The organism is Staphylococcus sp. EG-SA-10, assembly GCF_017151945.1.
GTDB lineage: Bacteria > Bacillota > Bacilli > Staphylococcales > Staphylococcaceae > Staphylococcus > Staphylococcus aureus.
Window position 1 is genome coordinate 44,701 of record NZ_JACVZJ010000001.1, and the last position, 18,110, is coordinate 62,810.

An 18,110-nucleotide genomic window follows, 5' to 3' on the forward strand; every position below is an offset into this window, starting at 1 on the left:
AGATTGATATGTTTCAGACTCTCATTTCACTAACTTATATAGCTGAATTATTTTGCAGCTTTAATTAATTTTTCTTTTAAATCTTTACGCATGAAATCTAATGTATAAGGATCGTTGTACCAGTATGTACCAGCATCAACTTTAACAATATGTCCTTCTTTAGTAGCTTTCAAATTCTTCCACATGTTTGTTGATTCATATCCTGGTGTAGGTTTACCTTCACTTGTACTCACAATGTAATCACCAGCATATTTTTCAATTTCTTCTTGTTTCACTTCAGCCCAACCTGCTTTTGCAGTTAACTTTTGTTGTTCTGGTTGCATTTTTAAACCAAATGCTTGATATAGTACTTCTCCACCACGACCCCAGTTATCGCCGTAAGTGTATAATTTTTTATCAAATTCATCAAACAATGACACTGTTGCATCTTGTCCAATTGCTTTTTTAATTTCTTTACCGTCTTTAGCAGTTGTTTCTTCCCAATCTTTCTTCCAAGCTTTTACTTTATCTTCTTTACCAATAATTTTCCCTAACATTTCTTGTTGTTCTAAATATTTATGCTTATTATAGTCAACAACTACTGTTGGTGCTACTTTTTGATATTTTTTAATGTCTTTGTCAGTAGAGTATACAATAATTAAATCTGGCTTTTCTTTAGCAACTTTTTCTACATCGCCATCACCAATTTTTGTAACACCTTCAAATTTATCTTTTAATACTTTGCTTTGATCAACTTGTTGATTTACAGCTACAATGTTTGCACCTAATTTTTTAAGTCCACCAGCATATGTTGGCGCAACTACTGCAATGCGTTTAGGGTCTTTCGGAATGTCTACCGTTTTGCCATCGTCCATTTTATAAGATTTAGTTTCAGCTTTGTTATTTTTTTCACCTTGGTTCCCACACGCAGCTAACACTAATAACATAATTATTAATGGTAATAATAGTTTTTTCATAATTTCCTCCTATTGAAAATGATTATCAATTATTCCAAAATTATACAAGATTGCATATACATTTACAATAGCTAGTGTTATTTATTTTTTTATTTTCGCAAAAAATTTAGCAAAATATCTTAACATCCCTATAAACCCCCACAAAAAAAGGGTAAATCCGAACGTCAAATGTCATCTCTTTATGCCAATCAACGATCGATTTACCTTTTTAAATTTAAAATGTATTTGTAATACTCTTAGCAATATTTGTATATGCTGCATCTTCCATAGGTGGATTGTGTAATCCTGCACGCATGTCACGATAGTAACGTTGTAATGGTCGATTCATTTCTAAGCTTTTAGCACCAACTATTCTCATCGCTAAATCAATCACTTCAAGCCCTTGATTCATTACCATCACTTTACTCGCACTTGTTGAATTTCTTATCTGACTGTCATCTTTATATTGTTGATAGCCTTTTGCTGTACTCCATAAAAATTGTCTCGCACATAACAATAGCGTTTCCATTTTCCCTAAATTTTGTTGCACAGTTGGCAATGTTGCAATCGTTCCTTCAATACTATTAGGGCTATGTTGGATTGCAAAGTCTACAGCATAATTTCTAGCAACTTGTGCTATACCTAAATAACAGCTTGGTATATGCAATATCCAACCATTTGGCGCTTTACTTTTCTCTGTTTCCACTAAATGTTTTAATGGTACTTTTACATCATTTAATATTAAATCATGACTTTCTGTCGCTCGCATACCTAATACGTCCCAATTATCGGCAATTTCAACACCAGGCAAATTCCTGTCCACTAAGAAAAAACCAACACTTTCTAATTCTTCTATATAAGCAGCAACAATAATATGTGTTAGTGCTTTACTCATTGATGTATATGTCTTCACACCATTTAAAATATACCCATCATCAGCTTTAACAGCATGTGTACTTGGTCTTCCCCCTCTTGTTGGACTACCCATTTCAGCTTCACTAACTGCTCTATTAACTAATGCACCATTATTAATTTCAACAGCAAATTGCTCCAACATATCTTGAGACCATAATTTCTGTTCATAAATTTGTCCTACGACACTCACATGCCAACCAATAGATAATGCAGTGGCACCATCAAGTTCGCCTAAAAATGATTGCAAAATAACCATGTCTTCTATGGTCGCACCTTCACCACCATATGCTTTTGGTAACGTTAATTTTCCATAACCTTCTTTAATTAACCATTCAATATTTTTATATGGAAATTGGCTATGTTGATCATTATATTCAGACTTAGCCTTAAATGTATCTCCAATTGCTTTGAATTTTTCAATCCATTTTCTTTGAATTTCCGTTGTTATTAAAAAGGAATTATCCATATCATTCATATTAGTCACCCCACACAACACACAATATAAATTATTTATTCCTAGTTTAACACTCGACTTTAAAAATAAAAAGGAACGTGCTGTGAACAATTAAAAGAAAGCTGATAATTCGATTAAGTATGCACTTAATTTTATCCATAAAAACACACCTTAAACTATACAATGCGCTGTATGGTTTAAGGTGATATTCAAACAATACTAGGTTTGATTTAACTATCAAGCATCTACTTTGTCATGTTTAATACCAGCAAATAATAAAATCCATGTCACAATAATAAATGGCAATGTTAATGCAGGTAAGCCAAACGGTTCAAGCAATGTTGTTGTACCTAGTTGCACCACTACTGTTAATAACACACCTAAAAAAGTCGAAATATAAGGGTTAATCGCTGTTTTAAATGTATATCCTAGTGCGATTGCCATTAATACAAAGTTATAACCGAATAATCCCTGATTAATATCATCATAATTACCACCTAATAGAGCTACAATGATAAAGCTTAACAAACTAGCTATAACAGCTAAGAGTGCTGCTTTTCTTGATGCTATCAATATGCCGATTAAAATACATACACCACCAATTACACTCGCTTCGATAAATACTTGACTGAATCCTTCAAATAATGACTGAATGAAATGTATTCGATCATTGTTGCTAAAATTAACCGTTTCAATGTTTTGAGGCATTAACTTTAACGATGTATCTACAAATTTAACCTGTCCTGAAAGTAAAACTGTAAACCAAGTCACAATGACAAAAGGCATCGTCAGCATCGGAACTTTATATGGTCTTAAAACTTCTCTCACTGCAGCAGCAACTGGTAACGTTAATAAAGTTGCTATCATTGTTATAACAATATCTAATCCTGACTTATCTAAAAATATTGTTAACGCAATGGCAGTTAACACTGGATTAAATCCGGCTAAACCATCATTAATCTCTGCTTCACTATAATTAATGTAACGTGCAAATGCATAAGCTATGATACTACCTAGCATAGCTGCTAATCCAACTGTCCAGTTGGCCACGAATAATCCAATCAAGATAAACAAACCAGTCCACTTATTACTAATTAACACTACTTGAGATATATTTTTCAAAAGCACATCTATCATTTTCAAAATGCCCACCCTTTTTCTTGAATGTTTACTCATTAATATACTACCATTTTACAAAAAGTTATATTAAAAACTCTATTTTCCAAATCCTAAATATCTTTTGCTATTTGTTTTAATCGTAATCATATATTTTTAAATACGAAATAGTAAATTTATTTTTTACTGTTCCGCATTAAACTTTGTATATTACTTGTTTATCACAACAATTAGGATTAATATAAATTTTGTAAATTGTATCTAATATGAAATTGGGGGTTTTAATTTGCATTTTACACAACGAGAGCAAGACAAATTAATGATTGTAGTGGCAGCGGAAGTTGCACGTCGTCGTAAAGCACGTGGTTTGAAACTAAATCATCCTGAGGCATTAGCTTTAATCAGCGATGAATTATTAGAAGGTGCACGCGATGGTAAGACCGTTGCAGAGTTAATGAGTTATGGTAGACAAATTCTAAACAAAGAAGATGTCATGGATGGTGTCGAACACATGATTACAGATATCGAAATCGAGGCTACGTTCCCCGATGGTACTAAGTTAATCACAGTACATCACCCTATTGTTTAAAGGAGGCAGTCAAATGATACCAGGAGAAATTATTACAAAAAGTACAGAGGTTGAAATTAATAACCATCATCCTGAAACAGTTATCGAAGTTGAAAATACAGGAGATCGACCAATTCAAGTGGGCTCACATTTTCATTTTTATGAAGCAAATGCAGCATTAGATTTCGAACGTGAAATGGCATATGGAAAACATTTAGATATTCCAGCTGGAGCAGCTGTTCGATTTGAACCTGGGGATAAAAAAGAAGTTCAATTAGTTGAATATGCTGGCAAACGTAAAATTTTTGGTTTTCGTGGTATGGTCAATGGTCCTATCGATGAGTCACGTGTCTATCGCCCAACTGATGAAAATGATGAATATGCAGGTGTATTCGGAGATAACGGTGATGAAAACGTGAATAAAAAAGGAGGAAAAAGATCATGAGCTTTAAAATGACGCAAAATCAATATACGAGCTTATACGGTCCTACTGTTGGAGATTCTATTCGTTTAGGTGATACGAATCTATTTGCTCAAATAGAAAAAGACTATGCAGTTTATGGTGAAGAAGCTACCTTTGGTGGTGGTAAATCTATTAGAGACGGTATGGCGCAAAATCCTCGTGTAACACGTGATGACGTGAACGTTGCAGACCTTGTTATTTCTAATGCCGTTATTATCGATTACGATAAAGTTGTTAAAGCCGATATAGGTATTAAAAATGGTTATATTTTCGCCATTGGAAATGCCGGCAACCCGGATATAATGGATAATGTCGACATTATTATAGGTTCAACAACAGATATCATTGCCGCTGAAGGTAAAATCGTCACTGCTGGTGGTATTGATACTCATGTTCATTTTATTAATCCTGAACAAGCAGAGGTCGCATTAGAAAGTGGTATTACGACTCATATTGGTGGTGGTACTGGTGCTTCAGAAGGTTCTAAAGCAACAACTGTAACTCCAGGTCCATGGCATATTCATAGAATGTTAGAAGCTGCCGAAGGTTTACCGATTAATGTCGGTTTTACAGGTAAAGGACAAGCAACAAATCCAACTGCACTCATTGAACAAATCAATGCCGGAGCAATTGGATTAAAAGTACATGAAGACTGGGGTGCAACACCATCTGCTTTGAGTCATGCATTAGATGTTGCTGATGAATTTGATGTTCAAATTGCATTACATGCAGATACTTTAAATGAAGCAGGATTTATGGAAGACACAATGGCTGCTGTTAAAGACCGTGTACTTCATATGTACCATACTGAAGGTGCTGGTGGCGGTCATGCGCCTGATTTAATTAAATCCGCTGCATTTTCAAATATTTTACCTTCATCTACAAATCCAACTTTGCCTTATACACATAATACTGTAGATGAACATTTAGATATGGTAATGATTACTCACCATTTAAATGCGGCTATTCCTGAAGATATTGCATTCGCAGATTCACGTATTCGTAAAGAAACGATTGCAGCAGAAGATGTTCTGCAAGATATGGGTGTATTCAGTATGATTAGTTCCGATTCACAGGCAATGGGCCGTGTAGGTGAAGTAATTACACGAACATGGCAAGTAGCACATCGCATGAAAGAACAACGTGGTCCTTTAGATGGTGATTTTGAACATAATGATAATAATCGCATCAAACGTTATATCGCTAAATATACAATTAACCCAGCAATTACACATGGTATTTCTGAATATGTAGGATCTATCGAGCCGGGCAAACTAGCTGACATTGTCTTATGGGACCCAATTTTCTTTGGTGTTAAACCTGAATTAGTTGTAAAAGGTGGATTAATTAACTCTGCCGTAAATGGCGATGCAAATGGTTCTATACCTACATCTGAACCAATGAAGTACCGTAAAATGTATGGTCAATACGGCGGAAACCTTACAAGTACGTCAATGACATTCGTGTCTAAAACTGCTTATGAAAATGGTATCAATCGCGCATTAAATTTAAAACGCATGGTGCGTCCAGTTAAAAATATTAGACAATTATCTAAAGCAGATATGAAAAACAACAGTGCAACACCTAAATTAGACGTTGATCCACAAACATATGAAGTATATGTAGATGGAGAAAAAATTACAAGTAATGCAGCAACTGAGTTACCATTAACTCAAAGATACTTCTTATTCTAGGAGGAACATAGAATGATTGTTGAAGAAATCCAAGGCAATATTGCCAATTTGTCAAATTCAGAAAAACAAAAGCACGTCGAAAAAGTATACCTTGAAAATTCAGATCTCGTTAAACGTATTCAAAGAGTCGTTACAGACCATGGCACTGAAATAGGCATTCGTTTAAAACAACCTATTGACTTACAATATGGAGATATTTTATACGCAGATGACCATAATATGATTATTGTGGATGTTAATTCAGAAGATCTTTTAGTGATTCAACCAAGAACATTGCAAGAAATGGGAGATATAGCCCATCAATTAGGAAATCGTCATTTGCCAGCACAATTTACAGAGACTGAAATGCTAGTACAATATGATTATTTAGTTGAAGATTTATTAAAAAGTTTAGGCATCCCATATGTTCGAGAAGACCGTAAAGTTAATAAGGCTTTCAGACATATAGGACATTCTCATGATTGATCATACACACTTAAGATTATTTCAGTTCTGTGATTCACAGTTTCCAACTGGTGCTTTCAGTCATTCATTTGGTCTTGAAACATATATTCAACGAAATATAATTCATGATGATCATACTTTTATTGCTTGGTTAAAAATGTTTTTACAAGAGCAACTTACCTATTCTGATGGTTTAGCCATGCGTTTAGTTTATGATGCATTGGAAAATGATGATACACAAAAAGTATTACACATAGATAAGCTGATGTTTGTTCAAAACTTACCTAAAGAAACACGTGTTGGTGCAAAACAAATGGGGACTCGCATGGTTAAATTGGCTTTAGAACTTTATAATAGCCCATGGATTGCTTGGTATCATCAACAAATGCAAGATAAGAAAGCAAAGTTAAATCCAGCTATTTGTTTTACTATGCTAGGCCATTATTTAGGTGTAGATATTGAAACGATTATTGATTACTATTTATATCAAAATGTTTCAAGTTTAACTCAAAATGCTGTTCGTGCTATTCCACTTGGACAAACTGCTGGTCAAAAGATAGTTACTCACATGATTCCTTATATAGAAGAAACAAGAAAGCAGATTTTCGAATTAAAAGAAGCAGATTTTGGCATGACAGCGCCTGGTTTAGAACTAAATCAAATGGCGCATGAGAACGTCAATGTTAGAATTTTCATATCATAGGAGGTTATAATTGTGGCAAATCCGATTAAAATTGGTATTGGTGGACCTGTAGGTGCAGGTAAAACACAATTAATTGAAAAAGTTGTAAAACGTCTTTCAAAAGAAATGAGTATCGGCGTTATTACAAATGATATATATACAAAAGAAGACGAAAAGATATTAGTAAATTCAGGAGTTCTACCTGAAAGTCGTATCATTGGTGTTGAAACTGGTGGATGTCCTCATACTGCGATTCGTGAAGATGCATCTATGAACTTTGCAGCAATAGACGAATTATTAGAACGTCATGACGATATAGAACTAATTTTCATAGAATCTGGTGGCGATAACTTAGCAGCAACATTTAGTCCAGAACTTGTTGACTTTTCAATTTATATTATCGATGTTGCTCAAGGTGAAAAGATTCCACGTAAAGGTGGTCAAGGTATGATTAAGTCAGATTTCTTTGTAATTAACAAAACAGATTTAGCTCCCTATGTTGGTGCATCATTAGAACAAATGGCTGAAGATACTAAAGTATTTCGTGGTAAACGTCCATTTACTTTTACTAATTTAAAAACCGACGAAGGTTTGGATGAAGTTATCGATTGGATTGAACGCGACACTTTACTCAAAGGATTATCATAATGGATGAACAACAATGGACTGGGCAACTTGATTTAACAGTGTTTTTTGATGGCAATCGATCAGTATCAAGAGATATTTTCTTTGAAAAAGCACTTAAAGTGATACGTCCAGTTTATCTAAATCAATCTACCATTCCTACATTTTATATAGTGAATGTAGGTGGTGGTTATTTAGATGGAGATCGTTACCGTATGAATGTGAATGTCGAAGATAACGCTAAAGTGACATTGACATCTCAAGGTGCAACAAAAATATACAAGACACCTTCCAATCATGTTGAGCAGTATCAAACTTTTAATTTGAAAGATAACGCATATTTAGAATATGTCGCTGATCCAATCATCGCATATGAAAATGCTAAATTTTATCAACACAATACGTTCAATCTCAATAATTCTAGTTCATTATTTTATACTGATATTTTAACTCCTGGTTATTCAAAAACTGGCGAAGCCTTCAAATATCAATATATGCATTTAATAAATGAAATTTATATTGAAGATGAGTTAGTCACATATGATAATTTATTATTGAATCCTAATAAACAATCGATAAATGAAATAGGTTATATGGAACATTACTCTCATTATGGCTCTGCTTATTTCATACACGAAGATGTTAACCAAAAACTAATCGATTCAGTTTATGAAACCATTAGTTCTTATAGCAATACATTCGATTGTCGTGTTGCTATTTCTCAATTGCCTACACATGGTTTTGCAGTTAGAATTTTTGCTTATCGCACACAAATTATAGAAAAAATACTTGGAACCATCCAAAGCTATATCGCAGAAAATATTTATGATCGTAAACTTGATTTTCTAAGAAAATATTAAAATAAAAAGACTAGTGTACCTTGTTTCAAGCTTAATAAGCTGAAATAAGGTATGGCTAGTCTTTAACTTTAATTAAAGCATCTTCAATATTTAAATTTTAAGTTAATTTTATGTCCCAATGCTGAATAAATAACTTCGTTTTAATAAATTGTTATCGTTCAATGTTATTAAACGCAATTAACCTTGATTTAATTTTTAATGTATTCTTCTAATTCTGAAATCAGTTTTTGAATATTTGCTTTTTGTGTATCTGTAACATAAACAATAACTGTTCTTTCGTCTTGTAAACTTCTTTTCTTTGATAACAATTTTAAATCTTTTAGCTTTTGTAAAGCTTTAGTTAAATAGTAAGGTTTGAACTCTGAGCACTTAGCAATCTCTTTAGATGAGATTTCGTTAGACTCACTTCTTAAAATATGATTTAAAATATAAATTTCTTCATAGTTCAAATTGAACTTCTTTTTTGTATCTCTGAAAAACTTCTTAACTTGAAATGTTGCGTTGACTAAATCATTAATGTCATTAATTTTACTCATTATTAAACCACTCCTCTGATGCACATCTTGTTGTAGCAAGGTTCACATGTAATTTATTAAATCGAAACTCTATCCAACTATGTTATAAAGTTCATTCTAAACAAATAAGTATAAAAATTCAATATTTTTATTACTAGAATATGGTTAAATACATTTATTTCTTATAATAATTTGATGTTTAAGATATTTTGCCAAATTGAAAATTATTAGTCTGAATATTTTGTATCTTAACTGATATGTAAACTTTTAAAATTTTAATCTATATCAACGTGTTTGATTTGATATTTTTTATATTAATTTGATGGCTTGCTCACAAAATTTATAAAATATAAAAAAGAAGAGCTTTAAATCATAACGCATGCCATTTATCTTTAAATGCAATGAGTTATCATTCAAACTCTTCTTATCAACCTACATACATTGATATTATACTATCATATGTTGTTTTACATATTCAACAAACATTTCAACGTTATCACTTTTAATATCATGCATTGGGACATTACCAATATTAAATTTGAACATTATAGTTTGACCATCATAATCTATCTTCTCTATTTCATTATAACTAATACTTCTATAATAAAATTGGCCATTCATATCTACATTCATAATTAATCTTTCATTTGTTGCTATAAATGCCCCTTCAAATTCATTCTCACCTTGAACTTGATACTCAATTATTCCTAGCACTGACGGACCCTTTTTTTCAGTTGGAAATAAATCATTTGGATTCACATTATCTAAAATCATAATATCCCTCCCACTTAAAACTATAAACTATTCTTCATAGGTATATGAAATACAAGTGATTAACTATTTATTATTAAGCTTAACTTGTATTCCCTTTTCAAGATAATTATAACATGCTTGAATAAGCATAGTGACTTTAGAAAACTTTTCTCGCTTGATTGTTACAATAACACGCCTTTCATCTAATTCACATCTCTCTTTTTTAACTAATCCTTTCAAAATTAAACACTTTAAAATCGGACTAACCGCAAATATCGGGTGATGGAATTCACCCTGTAATTCTTTAACCGTCAATTGACCTTTATGCAGATTTAATATTCCTAAAACGTATAACTCTTCTAATGATAATTGACACATATTTAAATAACACTTTAGATTTCGCAACAATTCTTGTGACGACAATAAATACGATACATAGTCACAACTAAAATCAAATGTGTATTGACCAAAATAACGTTCAATATAGTCACTAAGCTCATTATTCATATATTCTATTTTATCTATATGCATTTTTTTAATCGAAATAGTCAATTTACGTTGATCCCTTTGATCTCTTCCTTTCAATAGCCATTGATGATTGTTTAAATAACTTAACATTTGAAGAAGTGCCATCTTAGATTGGATTTCTTTCATTTTTAATAACCTATCTATTGAAGCGCTATTGGAATCAGAATTATCATATTTAACTAATAGATTTAATAGTTTCACTTGAGTCAAAGTGAGATGAAATGAATATTTCAACATATCATTAATGACTTTCAACATTAGTATGTGTGCAGTTAAACGCTTAACTTTAAATTTAGACATCTTTAAAACCTCTCTTAAACCATGCCTATATCTCAAGATGATATTTCAAATGAACAATACTATTGCTTGAGACCATTAATGAATGATCATAAATATTTCTTTCTATAAAATTAGCTTTCCAATAACTGTGTTGTTGCATAATATCATTCACAAGTACACCATTTTCGGAAGTATGATTATCTTTATCTATACTTAAAACAATTTGTTTAGTTTTAGCATGGCTAAATTGTTGAAGACCCTTACACGATAAACGTATAGCGTCTGAATTCTCATTTAACAATGCGGCTGGCAAACAAATGACACATTGTACTTCATGTTTGAACTTCGTTACAATCATCGTGTCATTTTGATAAATAACAATCCCTCGTAATTGATTAAGTATATTTATGATAAAAATGAAGATTGATAATCTAGTCAAATTTATTTCTTTGCTCGCTTCACTTATAATTGACATGTGCATAATAAGTCCTCGAAATTTTGTATAATTTGTCAAAAGTTCAGTTACCTTATTAATATCAGAAATTGTGATTTTTTCTTTTAAGTCATTATTCTCATTAATCAAATCTACATCACATATAATTTTAGAACGTGCAATAGACACCTGTTCTATTTGTCTTAGCGGTAAGATAAAATAGTCTATTAGATGATCAATTTCTTTATCATAGCGCGTATTCAACTCATTTGGTTCCAGATGATATATTAATTCAAATACTCCTATATAATTATCTATTAAACGTTTCAGTTTTTGAATTGCAGTAGTATTTAAGTCGTTAATTAAAAATGCAATCTTACATCTATTACTTTCAAAAGTCATATTAAAAATTGTAGCTACTAGCTTTTCTATCTTGCCTCTTTCAGTACTCGTTAACAATTCCTTATATTCATGTTTAATACGAAATACTACATTTACATTGTAATTCACTATCTTTTGAAGTAATAAAGTGATTTGTTCAATCGATAGCTCATCGCTTGTATCGAATGTAACAATTATATGCAAGTTTTCAGGATTAACACCTAATCTTTGAATGATTTGTTTAATAGTATAGTAATCCATCCAATAAAAATTACTTCCTTTAATATAGATGTTTTTAGGTTGATACATTTGACTCCTTTTTGTAGGCTCAAAAGGTATATCAATCTCGCGCATACTTGAAGAACTTTGATTAGTATCATCAAATAATTCAATTATATTTTTATCAATTTCAACTAATTGGGAATGGTTAATTGAATGAGATGTTGGACTATATCTTTTTCTAATTAATTTAGGAGTGTCACCATACGTTTCTTTAAAGAGGTGTATAAAACGAGAATAATGATTAAAACCATGACTACTTGCGATTTCTTCAATGGGCTTCTTAGAAGTTAAAATATCAATTAAGCAATGCTCCAGTCTAATATGATTTAAATATTGAATAAAATTACTATAAGGTGTCGCTTTAAACATGTCACTTAAAGCTTTGTTTGTGATACTAACTTGATTAATGACATCTTTCCTATTTATCTTTTTATGGTGGTTGTTTGTTAAATAATCGTGCACTTCTTCGGCTACTAAATGACGACTATCATCGTATGTATTTAATGACATTAATTCAACACACATGTAATTAATAATCTTATCATTAGCATTATAAGGCTGTTGTTTAATTTTGCTGTAGATTAAATACTTAATCAAGATTCTAAAAGTGCTAGCAACCTCATTTGTTAATATCTTGCCACGCATCATATAGTTTGCATTCATAAACTTCAAAAATGTCTTTGCACTTACTTCAACAACACAACATACACTATCATCATGACCATCAATCTGATATAAATCATTCAACATAATAACGGTGACATCATTTCTTTTTACATCATATTGTTGTAGATTGATTGAAACTACACCTGTACCTTGTAGCCAATATATAATTTTTAAGTTTGCTTCCTTAACACTACTCATTTTCATACTTTTAAAAATATGTAGTGAATAATTATCTGTCATCTTACATCCTCACATATACAAATATATTGATTTACTCCTGTTTGTCTTTCTCAAATCAATTGTCAACATCTAATATTCACTACCAATTATATCGCCACATGTTTTTTAGCAGTAACAAAACATAAATCGATTATATCAAATAATACTTTTATTAAAACATTTTTTTATGCTAAATTAGGATATTTTATCCATTAAATATACATTTTTATCCAAATACCAAAGCTTTCATAATCAAAGAAACTTGATCGTTCGTGTCGAATTTTTATGCATTTTCTGATTAAAAGTCCTATATTATGCACAAAATATACATTTAGAATTTTCAGTAATATTACAAATTTGTAACAGACTTATTTTCGAAACATTCAGTTTTCACAAAGAATGCCGTAGTTATAAGTTTTGCAAAATGCAAATTTCTATACTTTTAAAATTCTATTGTGTCAAGATATTAGCAAAAAATTACAAAACGTTAACAAAGCACACAAGGACGCTAATTTCTGTTATAGTCTTTCTTGTCGTTTAATTACGAGAGATAACTTATAACATTAATTTTGTCACACGGACATTACGAAAATATTTTAGATTTAAAATTTTTAGGAGGATATTTTTAAAATGAAGAAAATCGCTACAGCTACTATCGCAACTGCAGGATTCGCTACAATCGCAATTGCATCAGGAAATCAAGCTCATGCTTCTGAGCAAGATAACTACGGTTATAATCCAAATGACCCAACATCATATAGCTATACTTACACTATTGATGCACAAGGTAACTACCATTACACATGGAAAGGTAACTGGCATCCAAGTCAATTAAACCAAGATAATGGCTACTACAGCTATTACTACTACAATGGCTACAATAACTATAACTACAACAATTACAACAACGGTTATAGCTACAATAACTACAGCCGTTACAACAACTACTCAAATAATAATCAATCATATAACTACAATAACTATAATAGTTACAACACAAACAGCTACCGTACTGGTGGTTTAGGTGCAAGCTACAGCACTTCAAGCAACAATGTTCAAGTAACTACAACTATGGCTCCATCATCAAATGGCCGTTCAATCTCAAGTGGTTATACTTCAGGACGTAACTTATACACTTCTGGTCAATGTACATACTACGTATTTGATCGTGTAGGTGGTAAAATCGGTTCAACTTGGGGCAATGCAAGTAACTGGGCTAACGCAGCTGCAAGAGCTGGTTACACAGTGAACAATACACCAAAAGCTGGTGCAATTATGCAAACAACTCAAGGTGCATACGGTCACGTTGCATACGTTGAAAGTGTTAACAGTAATGGTTCAGTAAGAGTTTCAGAAATGAACTATGGTTATGGTCCAGGTGTTGTAACTTCACGTACAATCTCAGCTAGCCAAGCTTCATCATATAACTTCATTCACTAATTTGTGATGAAAGTGAATTAAGCCAACAAGGTTTCAATAACCTTGCTGGCTTTTTTAATTTCTATGAAAAAAAATCGAATTGGTAAAAATCTCAAAATTTCGATTTTCACCAATCCGATTCACTCTGTAATAAAGAATAAACAACATACAGCCATTGACACACCCAAATTTAGGCGCGTCAAATCGGCTATACATTGATAAATTTTTAGTTAAAGTACTTACAAATATACTTGCCTTCAAATTCTCAATTAATTTAGTCATTAAAAATCATGACATAAAACTTACATTACATATATTAACATGTTCCGCTACAAAACATATTCAGTATATGTATAGAGGATATTTATTCTAAGTTAAAACATTTTCAAATTATAACCGCTACAATTATAAATGATTAAAGTGTTTCAACATATTATATATATTCCACGCTCACATTAAGTTAAACGTGAATTCGATGACTTTTTAATACCTATCCCTGTAAAACCATAGATAATTGCTATAATTGCGCATAAATAACATGGTACTGTCCATATGAAAAATTCTCCAACAGAGACATGAAGTTGATTCGTATAGTAAATACCCGATGTTCCCCATGGTATTAAAGGTAAGACCATCGTACTTGAGTCTTCAAGTGTTCTTGATAAAACGGAACGAGAGACTTGGTATTTTTCGAACAAATCTTTCATTAACACACCGACCATAATAATTACAATCGAAGCAACACCTGCAGCGAATACAAACGCAATACAACAAATAACAGTAATACATATTAAACTTCCTACAGAATGGATGCCTTTAGAAATAGTAGTTAATAAGACTTCTAAACATCCTGCTTTTTCTACAATACCTGCAAATGCATATCCGCAAAATATCGTTACTAGTATTTGGGTCATACTCATCATACCACCCTGTTCTAACAAGCTTTTCACACTGGATGAAATATGAGACTGATGTATCATTGAGTCGTTAAAACCACTAAATGTTGCTTTGAAACCATCTGTCATTTTGAAATGATGATTAAAAGTCCCCACTATAATGGCAGAAAAGCTTGATATTAGCATAGCTGGCACTGTAGCCATTTTAAATAGCAAACAAACAATGATCACAATTAAGGGAACCCAGACCCATATGTTAATTTGATAAATCTGTGCAAGCTCTGATAACAAAGTTTGAATCTGTTTATCATTTGAATGCCCTTTAAATTGAAATCCAGCAATAAACCATACTAATAAACCTATGATTGACGCAGGTATCGTCGTCCACATCATCGAATGTATATGTTTAAATATATTAACTTTAGTAACAAGCGCCGCTAAATTAGTTGTATCTGATAATGGTGACATTTTATCGCCAAACACAGCCCCTGCTATAATAGCACCCGCTGCCATCCCTGGAGGAATCCCCAATTGATTACCAATAGAAATAAGTGCAATCCCTGCAGTTGATGCAGAGCCCCATGCTGTACCAGTTGCTACAGATGTAACAGCACTTATAAAAAAGGCTGATATTAAAAAATAGCTTGGATTCAATAAATCTAAGCCATAATAAATCAAGGCTGGCACTGTGCCAGAAAACATCCAACTGCCTACTATAATTCCTACCGCTAGTATAATTAAAATTGCAGGCATTGCAGTATTTAAACGTTCTGCAATGCCTTTTTCTAAATCTTGCCATGTTAAGCCTACACGTTTTGCAATCCATGTGGCATATGCTGAGGCAATAATTAATAATACTTGAATTGGAATATCAAAAAACACAAAGCCTGTTACAACAACAATAACCATTACAATCATTGTCGAAATTGATTCTAAAAAGGTTGGTTTTCTTGTCATCATCTATCGTCCCCTTCGCTTATTGATGAGAAACCTCTTTTCTTCAATTTATTGCTTTTGCATAATGCTATATCCTTTTCTATCTTCAAGCCATCATTTATTTTAAATATTTTTCTAAATCAAGCTTATCTAAACCAATTTCTTCAACTGTTAAGCCTTCCTCAAAGAAGTCTCTCTCTAAAATGGTTGATGCAATTACAATTACTGCATCTATATTTGGTGTCGGTACATCAATAACACGACCTAAGCTTGACCATAATACTAAACCATATGCAATATCTTCAGTTAAATATCTGCTTTCTACATGATTTGGTCCTGGAATTTGTGAAAATACTGGGCTTGTATTAAACAAACGATTTAATGGTTCATCTTCTTTATCACGTTCTAAATAACCACGTTCAATACGTGATTCTTTAGCTGTTGATAATTCAAAACCTAATCTACGGCCTAAATTTAAACGTTCTAATTCGATTGCATGAAGTAATCTAACTGTATGTTTAGTAATTCCTTCTTTATATAAAGCGAACTCACCAGCATAATCAATGCGACCGACATTCAATAATGTTGGTCCTGGATGCACTTCAGGATTACCATTTTCAAGATTTGTTTTAATTAAGCTTTCCTCTTTTACTAAATGATCATAAATACTTGAAACTTTGTCATAACAATCATTTAGACAGCTTCTATCATATGTTGAAAAGAAGATACGACGTACATTTAGAGATAAATCAACTGCTGCATTTTCAAAATCGACACGCGTACCATACGTCAACGTATTAGCTTCCGCTAATTGTGGTTTTGTTTCAATATGTCTATCTTCTAAAACATTCATAAAACGAATTGACCCCATTGCTGCAGCTATGTTGAAGAATATCAACTGATTATCAGTTACATGCTCTGCCATTACATCAGCATAATACTCTATGTATGAAGATGGAATAATCACTTGAACAATTTCAGCATCTTTTAAAACATATTCCATATCATCACTAATATCAGTGAATTTTACGAAACGTTCATCACCTTCATTATTAAAATCAAATCCGCCCTTTTCGATTGCATTTTGAAACTTACTTATAGATTGATTACGACAATATAATTTAACATCGTGGCCTTTGCTCACCATATCTACTGCTGCCGTAACTGCGCCATTTCCTGATCCTACAATTGCTATTTTCATAAACAACCCTCTTTCTATCTTTGGTTAAAATTAAAAACAAATTATACGTAAGACAATATAAAAATGATGCGAATTCATTACGCATCATTATAAATGTTAAGTATATATAACCTTAAATTAACCTATTTAAACGCCGACGTCCACCAATTATTTTTATTTTTAATAATTGTTTAATAAACATGTTTATTTTTGATTATATTTTGTTATAGTTAAAGATAATATTACAATTTTCAAAGGAGTGTCTAATATGACAACTGAAATGAACGACGTAACAAATCATCAACCAAATCGCAAATCCAATGATGAGAACATTATGGCGATGCTTATCTATTTATTAAGTTTATTCACATCTATTATTGGGCCACTGATTATATGGTTATTGAAAAAAGATGAATCGAAACTAGTTGATCGTGCTGGAAAAAATTATCTTAACTATACGATTTCATATATTATTTGGTCTATCGTTTTAGTCGTTATCACTTTAATAGGCGTTTTCCTAATTGCTACCGATATTAATTTCATTATCATTATAGGTTTCATCATTACATTTATCGGTATTTTATCCATATTCGCTTTCTCAATATTATCTTTTGTATTCACAATTATTGCGTGTGTCAAATATTATAATGGTCAGGAATATGTAATACCTTTAACAATTCGATTTATTTAAACATATTACAAATAAATATTTCCTATTAATTATCTGTTAATCTCATTGTAACTTTGACTAATTTTTATTACAAAATTAGTCAAAGTTTTTTTATTCTTTTACAAATCAATAACATTCCCCACAAGAAGCATTAATTTTGTTAAAGTAACTATTGTCATCAATTCGAGATGTGAGAAT

At 31.7% G+C, this 18,110-nt stretch carries 18 protein-coding genes and 1 pseudogene; 9 read left to right on the plus strand and 10 right to left on the minus strand.

Annotated features, from left to right (window positions below; all coding sequences use genetic code 11):
• Positions 1-47 precede the first annotated feature (47 nt).
• From IDG45_RS00320 to yut, 3 genes are all read right to left on the minus strand, one after another.
• Complete coding sequence (locus IDG45_RS00320) at positions 48-956, minus strand: ABC transporter substrate-binding protein (RefSeq protein ID WP_031927483.1); 909 nt, start codon at positions 954-956, stop codon at positions 48-50.
• 214 nt (positions 957-1,170) lie between these two features.
• Positions 1,171-2,325, minus strand: coding sequence for an acyl-CoA dehydrogenase family protein (locus IDG45_RS00325; protein WP_000999186.1), 1,155 nt, complete (start codon positions 2,323-2,325; stop codon positions 1,171-1,173).
• Positions 2,326-2,541: 216 nt separating this feature from the next.
• The gene (yut, locus tag IDG45_RS00330) at positions 2,542-3,447 is read right to left on the minus strand and encodes an urea transporter (protein ID WP_025174470.1); all 906 of its coding nucleotides are present in this window, start codon (positions 3,445-3,447) and stop codon (positions 2,542-2,544) included.
• A gap of 259 nt (positions 3,448-3,706) precedes the next feature.
• On the opposite strand from yut, the gene IDG45_RS00335 reads away from it, so the two are divergent.
• Genes IDG45_RS00335 through IDG45_RS00365 form a run of 7 tightly spaced genes read left to right on the plus strand, consistent with a single transcriptional unit; the run spans position 3,707 to position 8,755 of the window.
• Positions 3,707-4,009 carry an urease subunit gamma gene (locus IDG45_RS00335; RefSeq protein ID WP_000545928.1) on the plus strand — a complete coding sequence of 101 codons (303 nt, stop codon included), beginning with the start codon at positions 3,707-3,709 and terminating at the stop codon, positions 4,007-4,009.
• 13 nt (positions 4,010-4,022) lie between these two features.
• Entirely contained in the window at positions 4,023-4,433 is a 411-nt protein-coding gene (locus IDG45_RS00340) for an urease subunit beta (protein ID WP_000612130.1), read from the plus strand.
• Positions 4,430-6,145: an urease subunit alpha gene (gene ureC, locus IDG45_RS00345; RefSeq protein ID WP_000008673.1), complete on the plus strand. Its 1,716-nt coding sequence runs from the start codon at positions 4,430-4,432 to the stop codon at positions 6,143-6,145. The genes IDG45_RS00340 and ureC overlap by 4 nt, the downstream gene beginning before the upstream one ends.
• Before the next feature lie 12 nt (positions 6,146-6,157).
• A complete protein-coding gene (ureE, locus tag IDG45_RS00350; protein ID WP_000634589.1) occupies positions 6,158-6,610 on the plus strand; it encodes an urease accessory protein UreE in 453 nt (150 codons plus the stop codon).
• A complete protein-coding gene (locus IDG45_RS00355) occupies positions 6,603-7,292 on the plus strand; it encodes an urease accessory protein UreF (protein ID WP_000565259.1) in 690 nt (229 codons plus the stop codon). Before ureE ends, IDG45_RS00355 begins: the two co-directional genes overlap by 8 nt.
• A gap of 12 nt (positions 7,293-7,304) precedes the next feature.
• Positions 7,305-7,919 (plus strand): urease accessory protein UreG, encoded by a 615-nt coding sequence (gene ureG / locus IDG45_RS00360; RefSeq protein ID WP_000002973.1) that lies wholly within the window; start codon positions 7,305-7,307, stop codon positions 7,917-7,919.
• Positions 7,919-8,755 (plus strand): urease accessory protein UreD, encoded by an 837-nt coding sequence (locus IDG45_RS00365; RefSeq protein WP_000344352.1) that lies wholly within the window; start codon positions 7,919-7,921, stop codon positions 8,753-8,755. Before ureG ends, IDG45_RS00365 begins: the two co-directional genes overlap by 1 nt.
• Positions 8,756-8,943: 188 nt before the next feature.
• Here the strand turns inward: IDG45_RS00365 and sarR are convergent, their stop codons facing one another.
• The 4 genes from sarR to IDG45_RS00385 form a co-directional block, all read right to left on the minus strand.
• Positions 8,944-9,291, minus strand: coding sequence for an HTH-type transcriptional regulator SarR (sarR, locus tag IDG45_RS00370; RefSeq protein ID WP_000036076.1), 348 nt, complete (start codon positions 9,289-9,291; stop codon positions 8,944-8,946).
• Between the two features lie 426 nt (positions 9,292-9,717).
• Positions 9,718-10,044, minus strand: coding sequence for a PH domain-containing protein (locus tag IDG45_RS00375; protein ID WP_000599589.1), 327 nt, complete (start codon positions 10,042-10,044; stop codon positions 9,718-9,720).
• Positions 10,045-10,107: 63 nt separating this feature from the next.
• Positions 10,108-10,851 (minus strand): SarA family transcriptional regulator, encoded by a 744-nt coding sequence (locus IDG45_RS00380; protein ID WP_000032844.1) that lies wholly within the window; start codon positions 10,849-10,851, stop codon positions 10,108-10,110.
• A 25-nt stretch (positions 10,852-10,876) separates the two neighbouring features.
• A complete protein-coding gene (locus IDG45_RS00385; protein ID WP_031927486.1) occupies positions 10,877-12,832 on the minus strand; it encodes a helix-turn-helix transcriptional regulator in 1,956 nt (651 codons plus the stop codon).
• A 609-nt stretch (positions 12,833-13,441) separates the two neighbouring features.
• Between IDG45_RS00385 and IDG45_RS00390 the strand changes: the two genes are divergently transcribed.
• Positions 13,442-14,251: a CHAP domain-containing protein gene (locus IDG45_RS00390; RefSeq protein ID WP_000717389.1), complete on the plus strand. Its 810-nt coding sequence runs from the start codon at positions 13,442-13,444 to the stop codon at positions 14,249-14,251.
• A gap of 17 nt (positions 14,252-14,268) precedes the next feature.
• On the opposite strand, the pseudogene IDG45_RS00395 reads toward IDG45_RS00390, so the two are convergent.
• The 3 genes and pseudogenes from IDG45_RS00395 to IDG45_RS00405 all read right to left on the minus strand — a co-directional run bounded on the left by IDG45_RS00395 (position 14,269) and on the right by IDG45_RS00405 (position 17,263).
• Positions 14,269-14,512 (minus strand): annotated as a pseudogene (locus tag IDG45_RS00395) (hypothetical protein).
• A 173-nt stretch (positions 14,513-14,685) separates the two neighbouring features.
• Positions 14,686-16,086 carry a Na+/H+ antiporter NhaC gene (nhaC, locus tag IDG45_RS00400; protein WP_000989007.1) on the minus strand — a complete coding sequence of 467 codons (1,401 nt, stop codon included), beginning with the start codon at positions 16,084-16,086 and terminating at the stop codon, positions 14,686-14,688.
• A 94-nt stretch (positions 16,087-16,180) separates the two neighbouring features.
• Positions 16,181-17,263: an NAD/NADP-dependent octopine/nopaline dehydrogenase family protein gene (locus IDG45_RS00405; protein WP_000684565.1), complete on the minus strand. Its 1,083-nt coding sequence runs from the start codon at positions 17,261-17,263 to the stop codon at positions 16,181-16,183.
• 247 nt (positions 17,264-17,510) lie between these two features.
• On the opposite strand from IDG45_RS00405, the gene IDG45_RS00410 reads away from it, so the two are divergent.
• On the plus strand, positions 17,511-17,933 hold the full coding sequence (locus tag IDG45_RS00410) for a DUF4870 domain-containing protein (RefSeq protein ID WP_000206112.1): 423 nt from the start codon (positions 17,511-17,513) through the stop codon (positions 17,931-17,933).
• Positions 17,934-18,110: the final 177 nt, after the last annotated feature.